The sequence below is a fragment of the Pseudomonas sp. LPH60 genome (assembly GCF_030718165.1).
Classification (GTDB): domain Bacteria; phylum Pseudomonadota; class Gammaproteobacteria; order Pseudomonadales; family Pseudomonadaceae; genus Aquipseudomonas; species Aquipseudomonas danubii.
Genome location: NZ_JAVAJH010000002.1, coordinates 475,783 through 491,614 on the forward strand (window position 1 = coordinate 475,783; position 15,832 = coordinate 491,614).

General features: G+C 58.6%; 19 protein-coding genes and 1 tRNA gene. 19 read left to right on the top strand and 1 reads right to left on the bottom strand.

Translation table 11 applies throughout. The features are described from left to right. Positions 1-652 precede the first annotated feature (652 nt). Both Q8O96_RS07755 and Q8O96_RS07760 read left to right on the top strand, forming a co-directional pair. Positions 653-1,078, top strand: a complete 426-nt coding sequence (locus Q8O96_RS07755) for an HIT domain-containing protein (RefSeq protein ID WP_102860553.1) — start codon at positions 653-655, stop codon at positions 1,076-1,078. Between the two features lie 3 nt (positions 1,079-1,081). Further along, on the top strand, positions 1,082-1,288 hold the full coding sequence (locus Q8O96_RS07760) for a SlyX family protein (RefSeq protein WP_102860554.1): 207 nt from the start codon (positions 1,082-1,084) through the stop codon (positions 1,286-1,288). Between the two features lie 66 nt (positions 1,289-1,354). On the opposite strand, the gene Q8O96_RS07765 is transcribed toward Q8O96_RS07760, so the two are convergent. Beyond that, positions 1,355-1,960, bottom strand: coding sequence for a cold-shock protein (locus Q8O96_RS07765; RefSeq protein WP_102860555.1), 606 nt, complete (start codon positions 1,958-1,960; stop codon positions 1,355-1,357). Positions 1,961-2,424: 464 nt separating this feature from the next. On the opposite strand from Q8O96_RS07765, the gene Q8O96_RS07770 reads away from it, so the two are divergent. From Q8O96_RS07770 to Q8O96_RS07850, 17 genes are all read left to right on the top strand, one after another. Continuing rightward, positions 2,425-2,898 (top strand): Dps family protein, encoded by a 474-nt coding sequence (locus tag Q8O96_RS07770; RefSeq protein WP_011063023.1) that lies wholly within the window; start codon positions 2,425-2,427, stop codon positions 2,896-2,898. 188 nt (positions 2,899-3,086) lie between these two features. After that, positions 3,087-3,308 (top strand): FmdB family zinc ribbon protein, encoded by a 222-nt coding sequence (locus Q8O96_RS07775; protein WP_010457489.1) that lies wholly within the window; start codon positions 3,087-3,089, stop codon positions 3,306-3,308. Positions 3,309-3,403: 95 nt separating this feature from the next. Further along, positions 3,404-5,179: an aspartate--tRNA ligase gene (gene aspS / locus Q8O96_RS07780; RefSeq protein ID WP_011063022.1), complete on the top strand. Its 1,776-nt coding sequence runs from the start codon at positions 3,404-3,406 to the stop codon at positions 5,177-5,179. 112 nt (positions 5,180-5,291) lie between these two features. Beyond that, the gene (locus tag Q8O96_RS07785) at positions 5,292-6,038 is read left to right on the top strand and encodes a YebC/PmpR family DNA-binding transcriptional regulator (RefSeq protein WP_102860556.1); all 747 of its coding nucleotides are present in this window, start codon (positions 5,292-5,294) and stop codon (positions 6,036-6,038) included. Between the two features lie 129 nt (positions 6,039-6,167). Continuing rightward, complete coding sequence (gene ruvC / locus Q8O96_RS07790) at positions 6,168-6,692, top strand: crossover junction endodeoxyribonuclease RuvC (protein WP_016963215.1); 525 nt, start codon at positions 6,168-6,170, stop codon at positions 6,690-6,692. 114 nt (positions 6,693-6,806) lie between these two features. Next, the gene (ruvA, locus tag Q8O96_RS07795) at positions 6,807-7,415 is read left to right on the top strand and encodes a Holliday junction branch migration protein RuvA (protein ID WP_123726120.1); all 609 of its coding nucleotides are present in this window, start codon (positions 6,807-6,809) and stop codon (positions 7,413-7,415) included. Continuing rightward, a complete protein-coding gene (ruvB, locus tag Q8O96_RS07800) occupies positions 7,416-8,474 on the top strand; it encodes a Holliday junction branch migration DNA helicase RuvB (RefSeq protein WP_011063018.1) in 1,059 nt (352 codons plus the stop codon). It abuts the gene before it with no gap. Between the two features lie 138 nt (positions 8,475-8,612). After that, positions 8,613-9,080: a tol-pal system-associated acyl-CoA thioesterase gene (gene ybgC, locus Q8O96_RS07805; RefSeq protein ID WP_102860558.1), complete on the top strand. Its 468-nt coding sequence runs from the start codon at positions 8,613-8,615 to the stop codon at positions 9,078-9,080. Continuing rightward, positions 9,070-9,765 carry a protein TolQ gene (gene tolQ, locus Q8O96_RS07810; protein WP_011063016.1) on the top strand — a complete coding sequence of 232 codons (696 nt, stop codon included), beginning with the start codon at positions 9,070-9,072 and terminating at the stop codon, positions 9,763-9,765. Before ybgC ends, tolQ begins: the two co-directional genes overlap by 11 nt. 13 nt (positions 9,766-9,778) lie before the next feature. Then, on the top strand, positions 9,779-10,231 hold the full coding sequence (gene tolR / locus Q8O96_RS07815) for a protein TolR (protein WP_011063015.1): 453 nt from the start codon (positions 9,779-9,781) through the stop codon (positions 10,229-10,231). Further along, a complete protein-coding gene (gene tolA / locus Q8O96_RS07820) occupies positions 10,231-11,292 on the top strand; it encodes a cell envelope integrity protein TolA (protein WP_102860559.1) in 1,062 nt (353 codons plus the stop codon). The genes tolR and tolA overlap by 1 nt, the downstream gene beginning before the upstream one ends. Before the next feature lie 17 nt (positions 11,293-11,309). Next, positions 11,310-12,590: a Tol-Pal system beta propeller repeat protein TolB gene (tolB, locus tag Q8O96_RS07825; protein ID WP_170001676.1), complete on the top strand. Its 1,281-nt coding sequence runs from the start codon at positions 11,310-11,312 to the stop codon at positions 12,588-12,590. A 53-nt stretch (positions 12,591-12,643) separates the two neighbouring features. Continuing rightward, on the top strand, positions 12,644-13,141 hold the full coding sequence (gene pal, locus Q8O96_RS07830; RefSeq protein WP_003227510.1) for a peptidoglycan-associated lipoprotein Pal: 498 nt from the start codon (positions 12,644-12,646) through the stop codon (positions 13,139-13,141). Between the two features lie 6 nt (positions 13,142-13,147). Further along, a complete protein-coding gene (gene ybgF, locus Q8O96_RS07835; RefSeq protein WP_207166439.1) occupies positions 13,148-13,969 on the top strand; it encodes a tol-pal system protein YbgF in 822 nt (273 codons plus the stop codon). Positions 13,970-14,136: 167 nt separating this feature from the next. Next, a complete protein-coding gene (gene queE / locus Q8O96_RS07840; protein ID WP_102860562.1) occupies positions 14,137-14,784 on the top strand; it encodes a 7-carboxy-7-deazaguanine synthase QueE in 648 nt (215 codons plus the stop codon). A 1-nt stretch (position 14,785) separates the two neighbouring features. Then, positions 14,786-15,487 (top strand): 7-cyano-7-deazaguanine synthase QueC, encoded by a 702-nt coding sequence (gene queC / locus Q8O96_RS07845; protein ID WP_102860563.1) that lies wholly within the window; start codon positions 14,786-14,788, stop codon positions 15,485-15,487. A 63-nt stretch (positions 15,488-15,550) separates the two neighbouring features. Further along, positions 15,551-15,626: transfer RNA gene (locus Q8O96_RS07850), tRNA-Lys, on the top strand. The last annotated feature ends 206 nt before the right edge of the window (positions 15,627-15,832 follow it).

A 15,832-nucleotide genomic window follows, 5' to 3' on the forward strand; every position in this document is an offset into this window, starting at 1 on the left:
CACCGCGGGGCAACCCTGCCACTATTATTATGAGTCTGTGACGGGCCACTTCGGGTGGTCCGCCGCAGACAATGTCGGGTTGAATGCAACAAGCGTGCACAAACCGATTTTGCCCCGTATTTTTTCTGCTGGGCGGCATGCTGACCTGTAAAAACCGCATAAAATCGCTCTTCCAAGCGTCTTTTTGTTTGGCTTGACGCCATGCTCTTCCTGGTGCAGGGCTGTGCAATAAGTTGCACAGCGTGCCAAAACGTTACCGCCGCACACTGCAAAGTGAGTAGACGGCGGATGCTTGAGGATTCCAGCGTAGACCGTCTGTACGATTCTGGTGCAAAACTTTTGCAACGCTGTGCACGGTTCATACAGTCATGGGCAAGTAGGGTGAGGAACATCAATGGCTTGGCCAGTCACTTTTCGGGTGTTTCCTGTGCCTTGTACGCAAATGGTGCGAAGCGCCGGAAAGTGTCCTGCTGTGGGGCGTGGCTCTTGCATTGAGGTGGCTCCTTGCCAAGTGGTGCGGGGGCGCTATCCGGGCTCAGGCTCATTGATCATGAAGCCCGATGCATTCGCAGGTATGCTGCGCGTCTGTCGCCTGGCCAGTGCCGTTGATGCTGAAAACCAGGCTGGAATGAGTTGAGCGGGAGTAAGCGCGGTGTTCACTTTAGATTCACGGCTGCAACAAGACACATTGCCCATCGGGGATTTCCCCCTCTGCCGGTTGTTGCTGTCCAATGATGCAAACTATCCCTGGTTCATCCTGGTACCACGTCGGGAAGATATCAGTGAGTTGTTTCAGCTGGATGTCACCGACCAGCAGCAACTGTGGCGGGAAACCACGGCTCTGGCTGAAGTGCTCAAGGACGCCTTCGACGCCGACAAGATGAATGTGGCGACCCTGGGTAATGTGGTCAGCCAGTTGCATATGCATGTGATCGTGCGTAAGCGTGATGATGCCGCCTGGCCCGCGCCGGTTTGGGGCAAGCATCCGGCCAAGCCTTATAGTGCGCAGCAGGTTGAGGCGATCCGTGATCGGTTGCGGGTGGTGTTGGCCGATGATTTCCAGTTTCTGGAGGACTGAGCTATGAGTCTGGAAGAACGTGTAACCGATCTGGAGAGCCGTCTGGCGTTCCAGGATGACACCATTCAAGCCTTGAACGATGTGCTGGTATCGCAACAGAAGGTTGTGGAACGCCTGCAGTTGCAGATGAGTGCCTTGCTCAAGCGTCAGGAAGAAATGGTCGGGCAGTTCGAATCTTTCGAGGAGGAGGCGCCGCCGCCACATTATTGAGGGAGAGCAGGTGTCTTTGATGCATAAAAAAACCGCGCCTTGGCGCGGTTTTTTTGTGGGCGTGGATCAGCGGCGTGGCAATGCGGCGATGACATCTTCGGCTTGCAGGCCCTTGTCGCGGTTCATCACCGAAAACTCTACGCGCTGGCCTTCTACCAGGACACGGTGGCCTTCTCCGCGAATGGCGCGAAAGTGCACGAAGATATCGTCCCCGGAGTCCCGGGAGATAAAGCCGAAACCCTTGGAGGTGTTGAACCACTTCACGGTGCCGGTATCGCGATTGCTCATGTCGTAAGTAGGCGCGGTGGAGGCCGCCGGTGAGGACTTGTAAAAGCTGATGGCCAGATGCAGGGCCACGGCGAGCACAGCGATCAACAAACTGGCCAGGACTGCCGGTTGGCCGCCAATGACAGGCATGGGTGCCAGCAGGGTGAGGGTTTGCAGGACCACAACCAGCACCAGCAGGGCACTGACCAGGTTCTGCAGATGATGGCGCGAGCCTTTGTTCCAGTAAGGGATAACTGGAGCGAGGATCAGGTTGAGCAGGCCGAAAAGGGCCAGGTAAATAGCATCGGGTTGTTGCAGGTAGGGAATTGCGTCGGATCTAAGGCTCGGAATCAAGGACAGCAGCAGAGCTGCAATGCCTGTCAGCAGGTGGACTATTTTCAACATTTTGATTAACTCACGTTAAGAAGGAAGCACAAGGAAGAGCTGATTACGCACGGTTCGCTTCTGAACAAATAGGTGAGGCGGTGGTTACGTACGCGGTGTCAGCCTATGCGCGCTGGCCAAAGAAATAGGCAACAGCGACACGGGCTCTATTTAACAGCAAAGCCCAGGCCTTCTCAAATCAGCAGCGGCACGTTGGCGGGGGGCGCAAATGCCGTGGCTCAGGCGGTGGGTTCGCAGTATTGGGCAAAGGCCTGTTCTAGACGGATGGCAGAGGGTTTGCCAAGGAACGTCGGTTTTTCCCTGCTGTCGAAATTGGCTCGAACTCAAGGCTTAAACGCCTTGGCTGGGCCGCGAGACAATCCACCGCAGGCTGATCGACGATCCTGGTCGGCGAGCGAGCAGTACTCTTGCTAGAGTGGTCCGGCAGCTGATTGGGTGAACCCATCCCGTTAACGGAGAGAAACATGGCAATTGATATCGGTATCAGCGAAGAAGATCGTAAATCCATCGTCGACGGCCTTTCCCGTCTGCTTTCGGATACCTACGTGTTGTACCTGAAAACCCATAACTTCCATTGGAACGTCACCGGTCCACAGTTTCGTACTCTGCACCTGATGTTCGAGGAGCAATACAACGAACTGGCCCTGGCCGTCGACCTGATTGCCGAACGTATCCGTGCCTTGGGCTTCCCGGCTCCGGGTGCCTATTCCATTTATGCCCGACTGTCCTCGATCAAGGAGGAGGAGGGCGTGCCGGCGGCTGAAGAAATGATCAAGCAGCTGGTGGCCGGTCAGGAAGCGGTAACCCGCACCGCCCGCGGCATCTTTCCGTTGCTGGACAAGGTCAGCGATGAACCGACAGCGGATCTGCTGACCCAACGTATGCAGGTGCATGAAAAAACCGCATGGATGCTGCGTTCTCTGCTGGAAAATCGTTAAGCCTGTAATCGCGAATGGCGCCCCGGGCGTCATTCGCGCCTTTTCACAGCGTCCGCTATCTATATGGTCATACGGCTGCACAGGGCCGATTTAATGGATATAATCCCGCTCTTTGCTAAGTAGCCCGAGCTTTGGCGTGGGCTCTGGCTGTAGTTCAAGCAGTAATCTGGATCGCCGAGACGCCCCCCATGCCCATGTACGACTACCAATGCGCTTCCTGTGGTCATCAGTTGGAAGCCATTCAAAAGATCAGCGCCGCGCCGCTGGTCGACTGCCCTGCCTGCCAGGCGCCTGAGCTGAAAAAGATGCTGTCCATGCCTGGTTTCCGCCTCAGCGGTACCGGCTGGTATGAAACCGACTTCAAGACCGGCTCCAAGAAGAATCTGGCCGGTGGCGACAAAGCTGACTAAGTTGAACGACACGCGCGAGTTCTTGCACTATCCGGCACCTTGAGGTGCGCAAGGCCTCCATCGAATTTCGAATTACGAGAAGTGAAACCACTACCATGATGCGCAGCCATTATTGCGGCCAACTGAACGAAAGCCTGGAAGGTCAGGAAGTAACCCTTTGCGGATGGGTCCACCGTCGCCGTGACCATGGCGGAGTGATTTTCCTCGATATCCGTGATCGTGAAGGTCTGGCCCAGGTGGTGTTCGACCCGGACCGCGCTGAAACCTTCGCCGCCGCCGACCGCGTGCGCAGTGAATACGTAGTCAAGATCACCGGCAAGGTGCGTCTGCGCCCGGCCGGTGCCGGCAACGCCAACATGGCTTCGGGCATGATCGAAGTCCTGGGCTACGAGCTGGAAGTGCTGAACGAAGCGGAAACCCCGCCGTTCCCGCTCAACGAATACTCCGACGTGGGTGAAGAAACCCGTCTGCGCTATCGCTTTATCGACCTGCGCCGTCCGGAAATGGCCGAGAAGCTGCGTCTGCGTTCGCGCATGACCACCAGCATCCGTCGCTACCTGGACGAGAACGGTTTCCTCGACGTGGAAACCCCGATCCTGACTCGCGCCACTCCGGAAGGCGCCCGCGACTATCTGGTGCCGAGCCGTACCCACGCCGGCAGCTTCTTCGCCCTGCCGCAATCGCCACAGCTGTTCAAACAGTTGCTGATGGTGGCCGGCTTCGACCGCTACTACCAGATCGCCAAGTGCTTCCGTGACGAAGACCTGCGTGCCGACCGTCAGCCTGAGTTCACTCAGATCGACATCGAGACCAGCTTCCTCGACGAAAAAGACATCATGGGCCTGACCGAAGGCATGATCCGCAACCTGTTCAAGGAAGTGCTGGGTCTGGAGTTCGGCGAATTCCCGCACATGACCTTTGAAGAAGCCATGCGTCGCTACGGTTCCGACAAGCCGGACCTGCGCAACCCGCTGGAACTGGTGGACGTTGCCGACCAGCTCAAGGAAGTGGAATTCAAGGTCTTCAGCGGCCCGGCCAACGATCCGAAATGCCGTATCGCCGCCCTGCGCGTTCCTGGCGGGGCGAGCATGCCGCGCAAGCAGATCGATGATTACACCAAGTTTGTCGGCATCTACGGTGCCAAGGGCCTGGCGTACATCAAGGTCAACGAGCGCGCCAAGGGTGTTGAAGGCCTGCAATCGCCGATCGTGAAAAACATTCCGGAAGCCAACCTGAACGTGATCCTGGATCGCGTGGGTGCGGTCGACGGCGATATCGTGTTCTTTGGTGCCGACAAGGCCAAGATCGTCAGCGAAGCCCTGGGCGCCCTGCGCATCAAGCTCGGTCACGACCTGAACCTGCTGACCTGCGAATGGGCTCCGATGTGGGTAGTCGACTTCCCGATGTTCGAAGAGAACGACGACGGTAGCTTCACCGCCTTGCACCACCCGTTCACCGCACCGAAATGCTCGCCTGAAGAGCTGGAAGCCAACCCGGCTACCGCTCTGTCGCGCGCTTACGACATGGTTCTGAACGGCACCGAGCTGGGTGGCGGTTCGATCCGTATCCACCGCAAGGAAATGCAGCAAGCGGTGTTCCGCCTGCTGGGTATCAGCGAAGCCGAGCAGGAAGAGAAGTTCGGCTTCCTGCTGGACGCCCTCAAATACGGCGCGCCGCCGCACGGTGGCCTGGCCTTCGGTCTGGACCGTCTGGTGATGCTGATGACCGGCGCCCAGTCGATCCGTGAAGTGATCGCCTTCCCGAAAACCCAGAGCGCGGCCTGCGTCATGACTCAGGCACCGGGTCTGGTGGATGCCAAGGCTCTGCGCGAGCTGCACATCCGTCTGCGTGAACAGCCTAAGGCTGAATAAGCCGGCCCGATAAGGCGCACCTTCGGGTGCGCTTTTTCTATGGGTCGAGTTTTTGTTGCCCGTACCCGCCAAGTGGCACGGGCGATGTTTCAAAGAGAATTTGGAGCAAGTTATGGCAGGTCATTCCAAGTGGGCGAACATCAAGCACCGCAAAGAGCGTCAGGATGCCAAGAGAGGCAAGATCTTCACCAAGTGGATTCGTGAGCTGACTGTTGCCGCCCGCCAGGGCGGTGGCGATCCGAACTCCAATCCACGCCTGCGCCTGGCCCTGGACAAGGCCCTGGGCGCCAACATGAGTCGCGACATCATCGATCGTGCCATCGCCCGTGGCACCGGCGCTGCCGGCAGCGACGACGTGGTCGAGCTGACTTATGAAGGTTACGGCCCCAACGGCGTGGCGGTGATGGTCGAATGCATGACCGACAACCGCAACCGTACAGCGGCTGCTGTTCGTCATGCCTTCAGCAAGTGCGGCGGCAATCTGGGCACCGACGGTTCGGTGGCCTATCTGTTCGAGCGCAAGGGGCAGATCACCTTCGCCGAAGGTGTCGATGAAGACGCGCTGATGGAAGCGGCGATGGAAGCCGATGCCGACGACGTGGTCACCAACGAAGACGGTTCCATCGACGTGTTCACCTCGTTCGCCGGTTTCTATGGCGTGCGCAATGCCCTGGAAGCGGCAGGTTTCACTGCTGCGGACGCAGAAATCGTCATGCTGCCCACCACCAGTGCCGAACTGGATCTGGAAGGCGCGGAAAAGGTTCTCAAGCTGATCGACATGCTGGAAGACCTGGATGACGTGCAGAACGTCTATTCCAACGCCGATATTCCTGAGTCGGTTGCCGAGCAGCTCGGCTGATTCAACTGCACTAACCTTGAGGCCGGATGTGCGAAGCCGCGAGTGTTACGTGGCGGGGTGCCTCCGGCTTCTGCCTTTTCGCTGTTCCGGTCGTGGCCGGCAAGCCTCTTTATTCAAGCAGCAGGCGTTATGACTCTTATTCTTGGCATCGACCCCGGTTCGCGCATTACCGGCTATGGCGTGGTTCGAGACACGGGGCGCGGCTGTGTGTACGTGGCCTCCGGTTGCATCCGTACCGGCGCCGGCGAATTGCCCGAACGGCTGCAGATCGTCTATCGCGGTGTTCGTGAGGTCATCCAGACCTACGGTCCGGTGACCATGGGGATCGAGAAGGTGTTCATGGCGCGCAATGCCGACTCGGCGCTGAAGCTCGGTCAGGCACGTGGCGCGGCGATTGTCGCCGGCGCCGAAGAAGGACTGGAGATTGCCGAGTACACCGCCACCCAGGTCAAGCAGGCCGTGGCCGGTACCGGTGGCGCCAATAAGGAACAGGTGCAAATGATGGTCATGCACCTGCTCAAATTGACCACCAAGCCGCAGATCGATGCCTCGGACGCCCTGGCCATCGCCATCTGTCACGCCCACACCCGTTCCAGTCTGCTGCCTCATGGGCTGGGAACGGCACGCAGTCGTGGCGGTCGCTTGCGTCTCTGATAGCATCAGCGCAGTCATTTTAGGAGTGGAGCGTTGCGCGGCCGAGTCCCCGGCCCGCACGCTTGCTCTGTGAGTCGCCAGCTGCGGGCTGGCCATCGCCTAAGGATCTGAAACGTGATTGGACGCTTGCGCGGCACTCTGGCTGAGAAACAGCCGCCGCACCTGATTCTTGATGTAAATGGGCTGGGGTATGAAGTCGAAGTGCCGATGACCACCCTGTATCGCCTGCCGTCGGTCGGCGAACCCCTGACCTTGCACACCCATTTGGTCGTCCGCGAGGATGCGCAGTTACTCTACGGCTTCGCCAGCAAGCGCGAGCGAGACTTTTTCCGCGAGTTGATCCGTCTCAACGGTGTGGGCCCGAAACTGGCCCTGGCCTTGATGTCCAGCCTTGAGGTGGATGAGCTGGTGCGTTGCGTGCAGGCCCAGGACACCTCGGCCTTGACCAAGGTGCCCGGGGTCGGCAAGAAAACCGCCGAGCGCTTGCTGGTGGAGCTCAAGGACCGCTTCAAAGCCTGGGAAGCCGTACCGAGCATGTTTGCCCTGGTGCCGAACCAGCCGGATGCGCCGGTGCCGGTGGCCAGCGCCGAGTCGGATGCGGTCAGTGCGCTGATCTCCCTGGGCTACAAGCCGCAGGAAGCCAGCAAGGCGGTTTCCGCGATCAAAGACAAAGGCTTGAGCAGTGAAGACATGATCCGCCGAGCCCTGAAGGGAATGATTTAAGTGATTGAAGCTGACCGTCTGATCGCCGCCACGGGCCCCCGTGAGCGCGAGGAAATCCAGGACCGGGCGATTCGTCCAGTCAGTCTGGCCGACTATATTGGCCAGCCTAGCGTGCGCGAGCAGATGGAGCTGTTCATCCAGGCGGCCCGCGGGCGCAACGAGTCTTTGGATCACACCTTGATCTTCGGCCCTCCGGGGTTGGGCAAGACCACCCTGGCCAACATCATTGCCGAGGAAATGGGGGTATCGATCAAGAGCACTTCCGGCCCGGTGCTGGAGCGCCCCGGTGATCTGGCGGCGCTGCTGACCAATCTTGAACCCCATGACGTACTGTTTATCGACGAGATTCATCGGCTGTCGCCGATCGTCGAGGAAGTGCTGTACCCGGCCATGGAGGACTTCCAGCTCGACATCATGATCGGCGAAGGCCCTGCGGCGCGCTCGATCAAACTGGACCTGCCGCCGTTCACTCTGGTGGGGGCGACCACGCGTGCGGGGATGCTGACCAACCCGTTGCGCGATCGTTTCGGTATCGTCCAGCGCCTGGAGTTCTACAGCACGGCGGATCTGGCGACCATTGTCAGTCGTTCCGCCGGCATTCTCGGCTTGCCGTTGGACCCGGAGGGCGCCTTCGAGGTGGCTCGGCGTGCCCGGGGTACTCCGCGGATCGCCAATCGGCTATTGCGCCGGGTGCGGGATTTTGCCGAAGTGCGAGCCAAGGGCCATATCACCAAGCCGATCGCTGATCTGGCACTGAACCTGCTGGACGTTGATGAGCGTGGCTTCGACCACCAGGACCGGCGTCTACTGCTGACCATGATCGAGAAGTTCGACGGTGGCCCGGTAGGGGTCGACAGCCTGGCTGCGGCCATCAGCGAAGAGCGTCATACCATCGAGGATGTGCTGGAACCGTACCTGATCCAGCAGGGCTACATCATGCGTACCCCTCGTGGTCGTGTGGTGACCCGGCATGCGTACCTGCACTTCGGTCTAAACATTCCGTCACGAATGGGGGACATGCCCGTGGTAGACGAATTCCTCGATGCCGTGGACGATTAGTAACCCGCGCCTTGTCGATTTATTCGGGGTTTGTGCTGTCCTAGGGACTGGCGTCGTTAAAACTTCACGAAAAGTCGTTCAAGAATGAAAAAACAGTTGCCTGGCCGGATTGGCAACCTGAGGAGTAAGCACTAGAGTATGCGCGCGCAAAACGGGCTTGAGCCGTTCGCACATCGTTGTCGCGTTTATTACGAGGACACCGATGCTGGCGGCATCGTGTATTACGTTAATTACCTTAAGTTTATGGAGCGGGCTCGAACCGAGCGGCTACGACACTTGGGCTTTGCCCAATCGCAGCTGGCAGGGGAGAACCTGTTATTCGTCGTGCATTCCAGCGAAGCGCGTTATCACGCGCCGGCGCGACTGGACGACGAGCTTCTGGTCAGTGCCCAAGTCACCGAATTGAACCGGGTCAGCCTGCGCTTCACTCAGCAGGTCAGGCGATCCACGGATAATGCGCTGCTCTGTGAAGGGCAGTTTTTGGTGGCCTGTGTGCGCGCCGACACTTTCAAACCCCGCGCCATTCCAGACGCTCTGCGTACGGCCTTTGCCGACGAGAGCAGCGCGGGTACACACTCAGAGCAGGAGATAAAGCGTGGAAGCTAACGTCGTCGACCATTCCTCCATGTGGAGCCTGGTCAGCAATGCCAGCGTTGTAGTGCAGTTGGTAATGCTGACCCTGGTTGCCGCATCGGTGACTTCATGGATCATGATCTTTCAGCGCAGCAACCTGCTGCGCGCCGGTCGACGTGCCCTGGAGAGCTTCGAAGAGCGCTTCTGGTCCGGTATCGACCTGTCCAAGCTGTACCGTCAGGCGGGCAGCAACCCTGACCCGGATTCGGGCGTAGAGCAGATCTTCCGTGCCGGTTTCAAGGAGTTCTCCCGTCTGCGCCAGCAACCAGGCGTCGATCCTGAAGCGGTCATGGAAGGCGTGGCCCGCGCCATGCGTGTAGCGATTTCCCGCGAAGAAGAAAAGCTCGAACAGAGCCTGCCGTTCCTCGCCACCGTCGGTTCGGTCAGCCCGTACATCGGTCTGTTCGGTACTGTCTGGGGGATCATGAACTCCTTCCGCGGCCTGGCTCAGGCACAGCAAGCGACCCTGGCCACTGTGGCCCCGGGTATCGCCGAAGCCCTGATCGCTACGGCCATCGGCCTGTTCGCGGCCATCCCGGCGGTGATCGCCTACAACCGTTTCGCCGCTCGTGGCGAGACGCTGATCAGCCGCTACTACACCTTCGCCGACGAGTTCCAGGCGATCCTGCACCGTAAAGTGCACACCAGCGAAGAGTGAGCAGGTAAACCCAATGGCCCGAGTTCGCCACAAACGCAAGCCGGTTGCCGAGATGAACGTGGTGCCCTACATCGACGTGATGTTGGTACTGCTGGTTATCTTCATGGTGACCGCGCCGATGCTCAACCAGGGCGTGAAAGTTGATCTGCCCAAGGTTTCCAGTGAAGCCTTGCCCCAGGACAACAACACCCAGGTACTGACCATTTCGATCAAGGCTGACAAGACCTACTACTGGAACCTTGGCAGTGAAGTCGACACCGAAAAGCAACAGGACAAGGCGATGACCTTGCCGCAGATGACCGACGCGGTGACCAAGATCATCCGTGCCGGCAACGAAGGCGGCAAACACACCCAGGTGTTCATTCGCGGTGATAAATCCGTCGACTACGGCGCCGTGATGGGTGCCATGGGCGGCCTGCAGAAAGCCGGAGTCGGTAACGTTGGCTTGATTACCGAGGCGCCCTGATGCACCAACAGCGAGAGCCGTCCGCCTCGGAAAGCTACTTCTGGCCTAGTGTCTGGGCAATCGCCCTGCACGTGCTGGTGTTTGGCATGCTGTTCGTCAGCTTCGCCATGACCCCGGAATTGCCCCCGGCCAAGCCGATCGTCCAGGCGACCCTGTATCAGCTGAAATCCAAGAGCCCGGCGACCACCCAGACCAATCAAAAAATTGCGGGTGAGGCGAAGAAATCCGCCGCGCGTCAGACCGAAGCCGAGCAGTTGGAGCAGAAGAAGGTCGAGCAGGAAGAGATCAAGGCTGCGGAACAAAAGAAAGAAGAGGCTGCTCAAAAGGCCGCGGAAGCGAAAAAGGCCGATGAAGCCAAGAAAGCTGACGAGGCGAAGAAGGCTGATGAAGCCAAGAAAGCTGCGGAAGCCAAGAAGGCTGAAGAGAAGCAATTGGCTGATGTAGCCAAGAAGAAAGCCGAAGAAGAAGCCAAGAAAGCCGCGGAAGAAGAGGCCAAGAAAAAGGCCGCTGAAGAAGCGAAGAAGAAAATCGTCGAAGACGCGAAGAAGAAAGCCGCGGAAGACGCGAAGAAGAAAGCTGAAGCTGACGAGGCGAAGAAAAAGATCGCTGAGGATGCGAAGAAAAAAGCTGCTGCCGACGCCGCGAAGAAAAAGGCCCAGGAAGCAGCGCGCAAATCTGCCGAAGAGAAAAAGGCTCAGGCCCTGGCAGACTTGCTATCCGATACGCCGGAGCGTGAAGCCACGAAGTCGGATGAGGTGGGGGACAGTGTCGCGGGCAGTTTCGATGACCTGATTCGTATCCGTGCAGCGGAAGGCTGGGCTCGTCCTCCTTCGGCGCGCAAGGGCATGACGGTGGAACTGCGGATCGGCATGTTGCCTGATGGCACGGTGACTACGGTTAGCGTGATCAAGTCCAGTGGTGATGGTCCGTTCGACGCTTCGGCGGTGGCGGCAGTCAAGAATATTGGGCGTTTGACAGAAATGCAGGGTTTGAGTCCGAAGGACTTCGCTCCCTATCGTTCATTCAAGATGACATTCACACCTGAGGATCTAGCCTTGTGAGAAACCTTCTTCGAGGAATGCTTGTCGTTATTTGCTGTATGGCAGGGATAGCGGCAGCGGATGAAAAAAACATTCTGGTCACCAGCGGCAGTGATCGGGCCACTCCGATCGCGGTAGTGCCGTTTGGCTGGCAGGGCGGTAGCGTGCTGCCGGACGACATGGCGCAGATCATCGGTGACGACCTGCGCAACTCGGGTTACTACGCACCTATCCCCAAGCAGAACATGATCAGCCTGCCGACCCAGGCCAGCGAAGTCATCTTCCGTGACTGGAAAGCCCTGGGCGCGCAGTACGTGATGGTCGGCAGCATTGTTCCAGCGGGTGGTCGCCTGCAGGTGCAATACGCACTGTTCAACGTCGCCACCGAGCAGCAAGTGCTGACCGGTAGCGTGTCGGGCAGCGTCGATCAGTTGCGTGACATGTCGCACTACATTTCCGATCAGTCCTTTGAAAAGCTCACCGGCATCAAGGGCGCGTTCTCGACGCGCCTGCTGTATGTGACGGCTGAGCGCTTTTCGGTGAACAACACCCGTTACACCCTGCAGCGTTCGGACTACGACGGTGCGCGGGCCGTGACTCTGTTGCAGTCCCGCGAGCCGATTCTGTCGCCGCGTTTTGCTCCGGATGGCAAGCGCATTGCGTACGTGTCCTTCGAGCAGAAGCGTCCGCGCATCTTCGTCCAGCACATCGATACCGGGCGTCGTGAGCAGATCACCAACTTCGAAGGCTTGAACGGTGCACCTGCCTGGTCGCCTGATGGCAGCCGCCTGGCATTCGTGCTGTCCAAGGATGGCAACCCGGATATCTATGTGATGAACATGGCATCCCGGCAAATCAGCCGTGTCACCAGTGGCCCGGGCATCAATACCGAGCCGTTCTGGGGCAAGGATGGTTCCACCATCTATTTCACATCCGACCGTGGCGGCAAGCCGCAGGTCTATAAAAGCAATATCAACGGTGGTGGCGCCGAGCGTGTGACCTTTATTGGTAACTACAACGCCAACCCGAAACTTTCTGCTGACGAAAAGACCCTGGTAATGATTCACCGCCAGGATGGTTTCACCAACTTCCGGGTGGCGGCTCAGGATTTGCAGCGCGGTAGCGTAAAAATCCTTACAGACACCAACCTTGATGAGTCAGCTACTGTTGCGCCCAACGGCACCATGGTAATCTACGCCACCCGCCAGCAGGGCCGGGGAGTCTTGATGCTCGTGTCCATTAATGGACGTGTGAGGCTCCCGCTTCCTACCGCTCAAGGCGAAGTCAGAGAACCGTCCTGGTCCCCTTACCTGAACTGACGCGGCGCTACAATGTTTCACTTAACACACTGGGGTTCATTAGGAGTTTCACGATGGAAATGTTGAAGTTTGGTAAGTTTGCTGCGCTGGCTCTGGCCATGGCTGTGGCTGTAGGTTGCTCCTCCAAAGGTGGCGACAACGCCGGCGAAGGCGCTGTTGATCCAAACGCTGGTTACGGCGCTAACACTGGTGCTGTTGATGGCTCCCTGAGCGAAGAAGCTGCTCTGCGCGCAATCACCACCTTCTACTTCGAATACGACAGCTCGGACCTGAAGCCAGAAGCCATGCGCGCTCTGGACGTTCACGCCAAAGACCTGAAAGCAAACGGCGCTCGCGTTGTTCTGGAAGGCAACACCGACGAACGTGGTACTCGTGAGTACAACATGGCTCTGGGCGAGCGTCGTGCGAAAGCCGTTCAGCGCTACCTGGTTCTGCAGGGCGTTTCCCCTGCACAGCTTGAGCTGGTTTCCTACGGTAAAGAGCGTCCAGTTGCTACTGGCCACGACGAGCAGTCCTGGGCTCAAAACCGTCGCGTCGAACTGCGTAAGTAATTCGTCATGCGAACGTGCCGTCGTGCTGTAACTATTTTGGCTCTCAGTCTCACGCCGCTTGTGGCGTGGTCTGCGGTTCCTGTGGTCGATAACAACTCCGGCTATAACAATAGCGGGAGCAGTTATCCGCCAGCGGGTTATGGCACGAACGGCGCCTATGCCGGGGGAGGGGTTTCGACCCCTGTCTCGGCACAGGGCGAGCTGTTCCAGCAACTGCAGCAAATGCAGGAGCAGATTGCACGGCAGCAAGGTGTGATCGAAGTTCTGCAAAATGATGTAGCGCGCATGAAGCAAGAAAGCCTGGAGCGATACCAGGATCTTGATCGGCGCATAGGAAGCGGTGTTGCACCTGCCGCGACTCCTGAGAATTCTTCTGCCGGTGGCGATAGCAATGCCGCCGGTGCCGCCGGCGCTGCTGCCCAGGCACCAGCTGCCAGCAGCGAACCCGGTGATCCGGCCAAGGAAAAGCTCTATTACGATGCTGCCTTCGACCTGATCAAAGCCAAGGATTTCGACAAGGCGAGCCAAGCTTTCTCGGCATTCCTGCGCAAGTACCCCAACAGTCAGTACGCCGGCAATGCCCAGTACTGGCTGGGTGAAGTGAACCTGGCCAAGGGCGATCTGCAAGGCGCAGGTCAGGCGTTCGCCAAGGTTTCCCAGCTGTATCCCAAGCACGCCAAGGTGCCGGACTCGCTGTACAAGCTGGCTGATGTAGAGCGCCGCCTGGGTCATACCGACCGGGTCAAAGGCATTCTGCAGCAGGTGGTAGCCCAGTATCCGGGCACTTCTGCCGCTCAGTTGGCACAACGGGATCTGCAACGCATGTAAATGCGTTGGCGGCCGTTACAAGAAACCCGCGCTTGCCGCGGGTTTTTTCGTTAGAATCCATGCCCTTTTTTCTGAAACACGCTTCCTGGGATCTGCGCGATGGCGGGGTTCCTTGAAGTGCCTGACGGAGGCGGACAGCCTGTTTAGCTGTTACGCCCGTGGCGACTATGCAAGACACATTGAGAATCACCGAAGTTTTCTACTCGTTGCAGGGGGAAACTCGGACTGCCGGGCTGCCCACGGTTTTTGTGCGCCTGACCGGTTGTCCGTTGCGTTGCCAATACTGCGACAGTGCCTACGCCTTCAGCGGCGGCACCCTGCGTACTCTCGACAGCCTGCTGGAGCAGGTTGCCGATTTCCGTCCGCGTTACGTCTGCGTCACCGGCGGCGAGCCGTTGGCCCAACCCAATGCCATTCCCTTGCTCAAGCAGCTGTGCGATGCCGGTTATGAAGTGTCGCTGGAAACCAGCGGCGCCCTGGATATCTCGGCTGTGGATCAGCGCGTCAGTCGGATCCTTGATCTGAAGACGCCGGGCTCCAAGGAAGCTCATCGCAATCGCTACGAGAACATCGAGCTGCTGACCGCCAACGATCAGGTCAAGTTTGTCATCTGTTCCCGCGAGGACTATGACTGGGCCGTGTCCAAGCTGATCCAGTACGGCCTTGAGCGACGTGCCGGCGAAGTGCTGTTTTCGCCGAGCCATCACGACCTGAATGCACGGGACCTGGCGGACTGGATCGTCGCTGACAACCTGCCGGTACGCCTGCAATTGCAGCTGCACAAATACCTTTGGAATGATGAGCCGGGGCGCTGACATGACTGAGCAAGCACAGAACCAAACCTTGACCGAAAAGCGTGCAGTGATCCTGCTCTCCGGTGGCCTGGACTCGGCCACCGTGGTGGCCATGGCCCGCGCCGAAGGCTACCGCTGCTACACCATGAGTTTCGATTACGGCCAGCGCCATCGTGCCGAGTTGCACGCTGCCGAGCGCGTGGCGCGGGATCTGGGCGTGGTGGAGCACAAGGTGATTGGCCTGAACCTCAACGGTATTGGCGGCTCGGCACTGACTGACAGTTCCATTGATGTGCCGGAAACTCCCGGTGAAGGTATTCCGGTGACTTATGTGCCGGCACGTAACACTGTATTCCTGTCCCTGGCCCTGGGCTGGGCGGAAGTCCTGGAGGCGCGGGATATCTTCATTGGCGTCAACGCCGTGGATTACTCCGGCTACCCGGATTGCCGTCCCGAGTTCGTCGAAGCGTTCGAGCGCATGGCCAATCTGGCGACCAAGGCCGGTGTCGAAGGGCAGGGCTTCCGTATCCAGGCGCCTCTGCAAAACCTCAGCAAGGCCGAGATCATCAAGGCCGGGGTGCGCCTGGGAGTGGATTACGGGCTGACGGTTTCCTGCTACCAGGCGGACGACAGGGGGCATGCGTGCGGTAAATGTGATAGCTGCCGTCTGCGTGCGGAGGGCTTCAATGCAGCCGGTATCAGCGATCCAACACCTTATTTTTGATTTTTTTCACATAGGGTGTTGAATTCCCGTTAGAAATCAGTATTATACGCGCCACCACACAGCGGGTCGTTAGCTCAGTTGGTAGAGCAGTTGGCTTTTAACCAATTGGTCGTAGGTTCGAATCCCACACGACCCACCATATTTGGCGGTTTAGAAAATCCGGAAGGCCCACGCAAGTGAGGATTTCCGGGTTTTTTTTTGCCTTGCAAAAACGTCCCTGCCGCGCTGCGATGGTTCAACTCACCAGCTCCCCCTACGACTCAAAGACCCGTGTTTCTATAAAGACTGGCCTTTTGCCGGTAGCCCGACTCCTCCCTAAAAACCTTGATAAATTCAGGGGCTTTA

Coding starts and splice junctions, on each gene's coding strand:
- Q8O96_RS07760 (WP_102860554.1), top strand. CDS start 1,082: ATGAGTCTGGAAGAACGTGTAACCGATCTGGAGAGCCGTCTGGCGTTC.
- Q8O96_RS07765 (WP_102860555.1), bottom strand. CDS start 1,960: ATGTTGAAAATAGTCCACCTGCTGACAGGCATTGCAGCTCTGCTGCTG.
- Q8O96_RS07770 (WP_011063023.1), top strand. CDS start 2,425: ATGGCAATTGATATCGGTATCAGCGAAGAAGATCGTAAATCCATCGTC.
- Q8O96_RS07775 (WP_010457489.1), top strand. CDS start 3,087: ATGCCCATGTACGACTACCAATGCGCTTCCTGTGGTCATCAGTTGGAA.
- aspS (WP_011063022.1), top strand. CDS start 3,404: ATGATGCGCAGCCATTATTGCGGCCAACTGAACGAAAGCCTGGAAGGT.
- Q8O96_RS07785 (WP_102860556.1), top strand. CDS start 5,292: ATGGCAGGTCATTCCAAGTGGGCGAACATCAAGCACCGCAAAGAGCGT.
- ruvC (WP_016963215.1), top strand. CDS start 6,168: ATGACTCTTATTCTTGGCATCGACCCCGGTTCGCGCATTACCGGCTAT.
- ybgC (WP_102860558.1), top strand. CDS start 8,613: ATGCGCGCGCAAAACGGGCTTGAGCCGTTCGCACATCGTTGTCGCGTT.
- tolR (WP_011063015.1), top strand. CDS start 9,779: ATGGCCCGAGTTCGCCACAAACGCAAGCCGGTTGCCGAGATGAACGTG.
- tolA (WP_102860559.1), top strand. CDS start 10,231: ATGCACCAACAGCGAGAGCCGTCCGCCTCGGAAAGCTACTTCTGGCCT.
- tolB (WP_170001676.1), top strand. CDS start 11,310: ATGCTTGTCGTTATTTGCTGTATGGCAGGGATAGCGGCAGCGGATGAA.
- pal (WP_003227510.1), top strand. CDS start 12,644: ATGGAAATGTTGAAGTTTGGTAAGTTTGCTGCGCTGGCTCTGGCCATG.
- ybgF (WP_207166439.1), top strand. CDS start 13,148: ATGCGAACGTGCCGTCGTGCTGTAACTATTTTGGCTCTCAGTCTCACG.
- queE (WP_102860562.1), top strand. CDS start 14,137: ATGCAAGACACATTGAGAATCACCGAAGTTTTCTACTCGTTGCAGGGG.
- queC (WP_102860563.1), top strand. CDS start 14,786: ATGACTGAGCAAGCACAGAACCAAACCTTGACCGAAAAGCGTGCAGTG.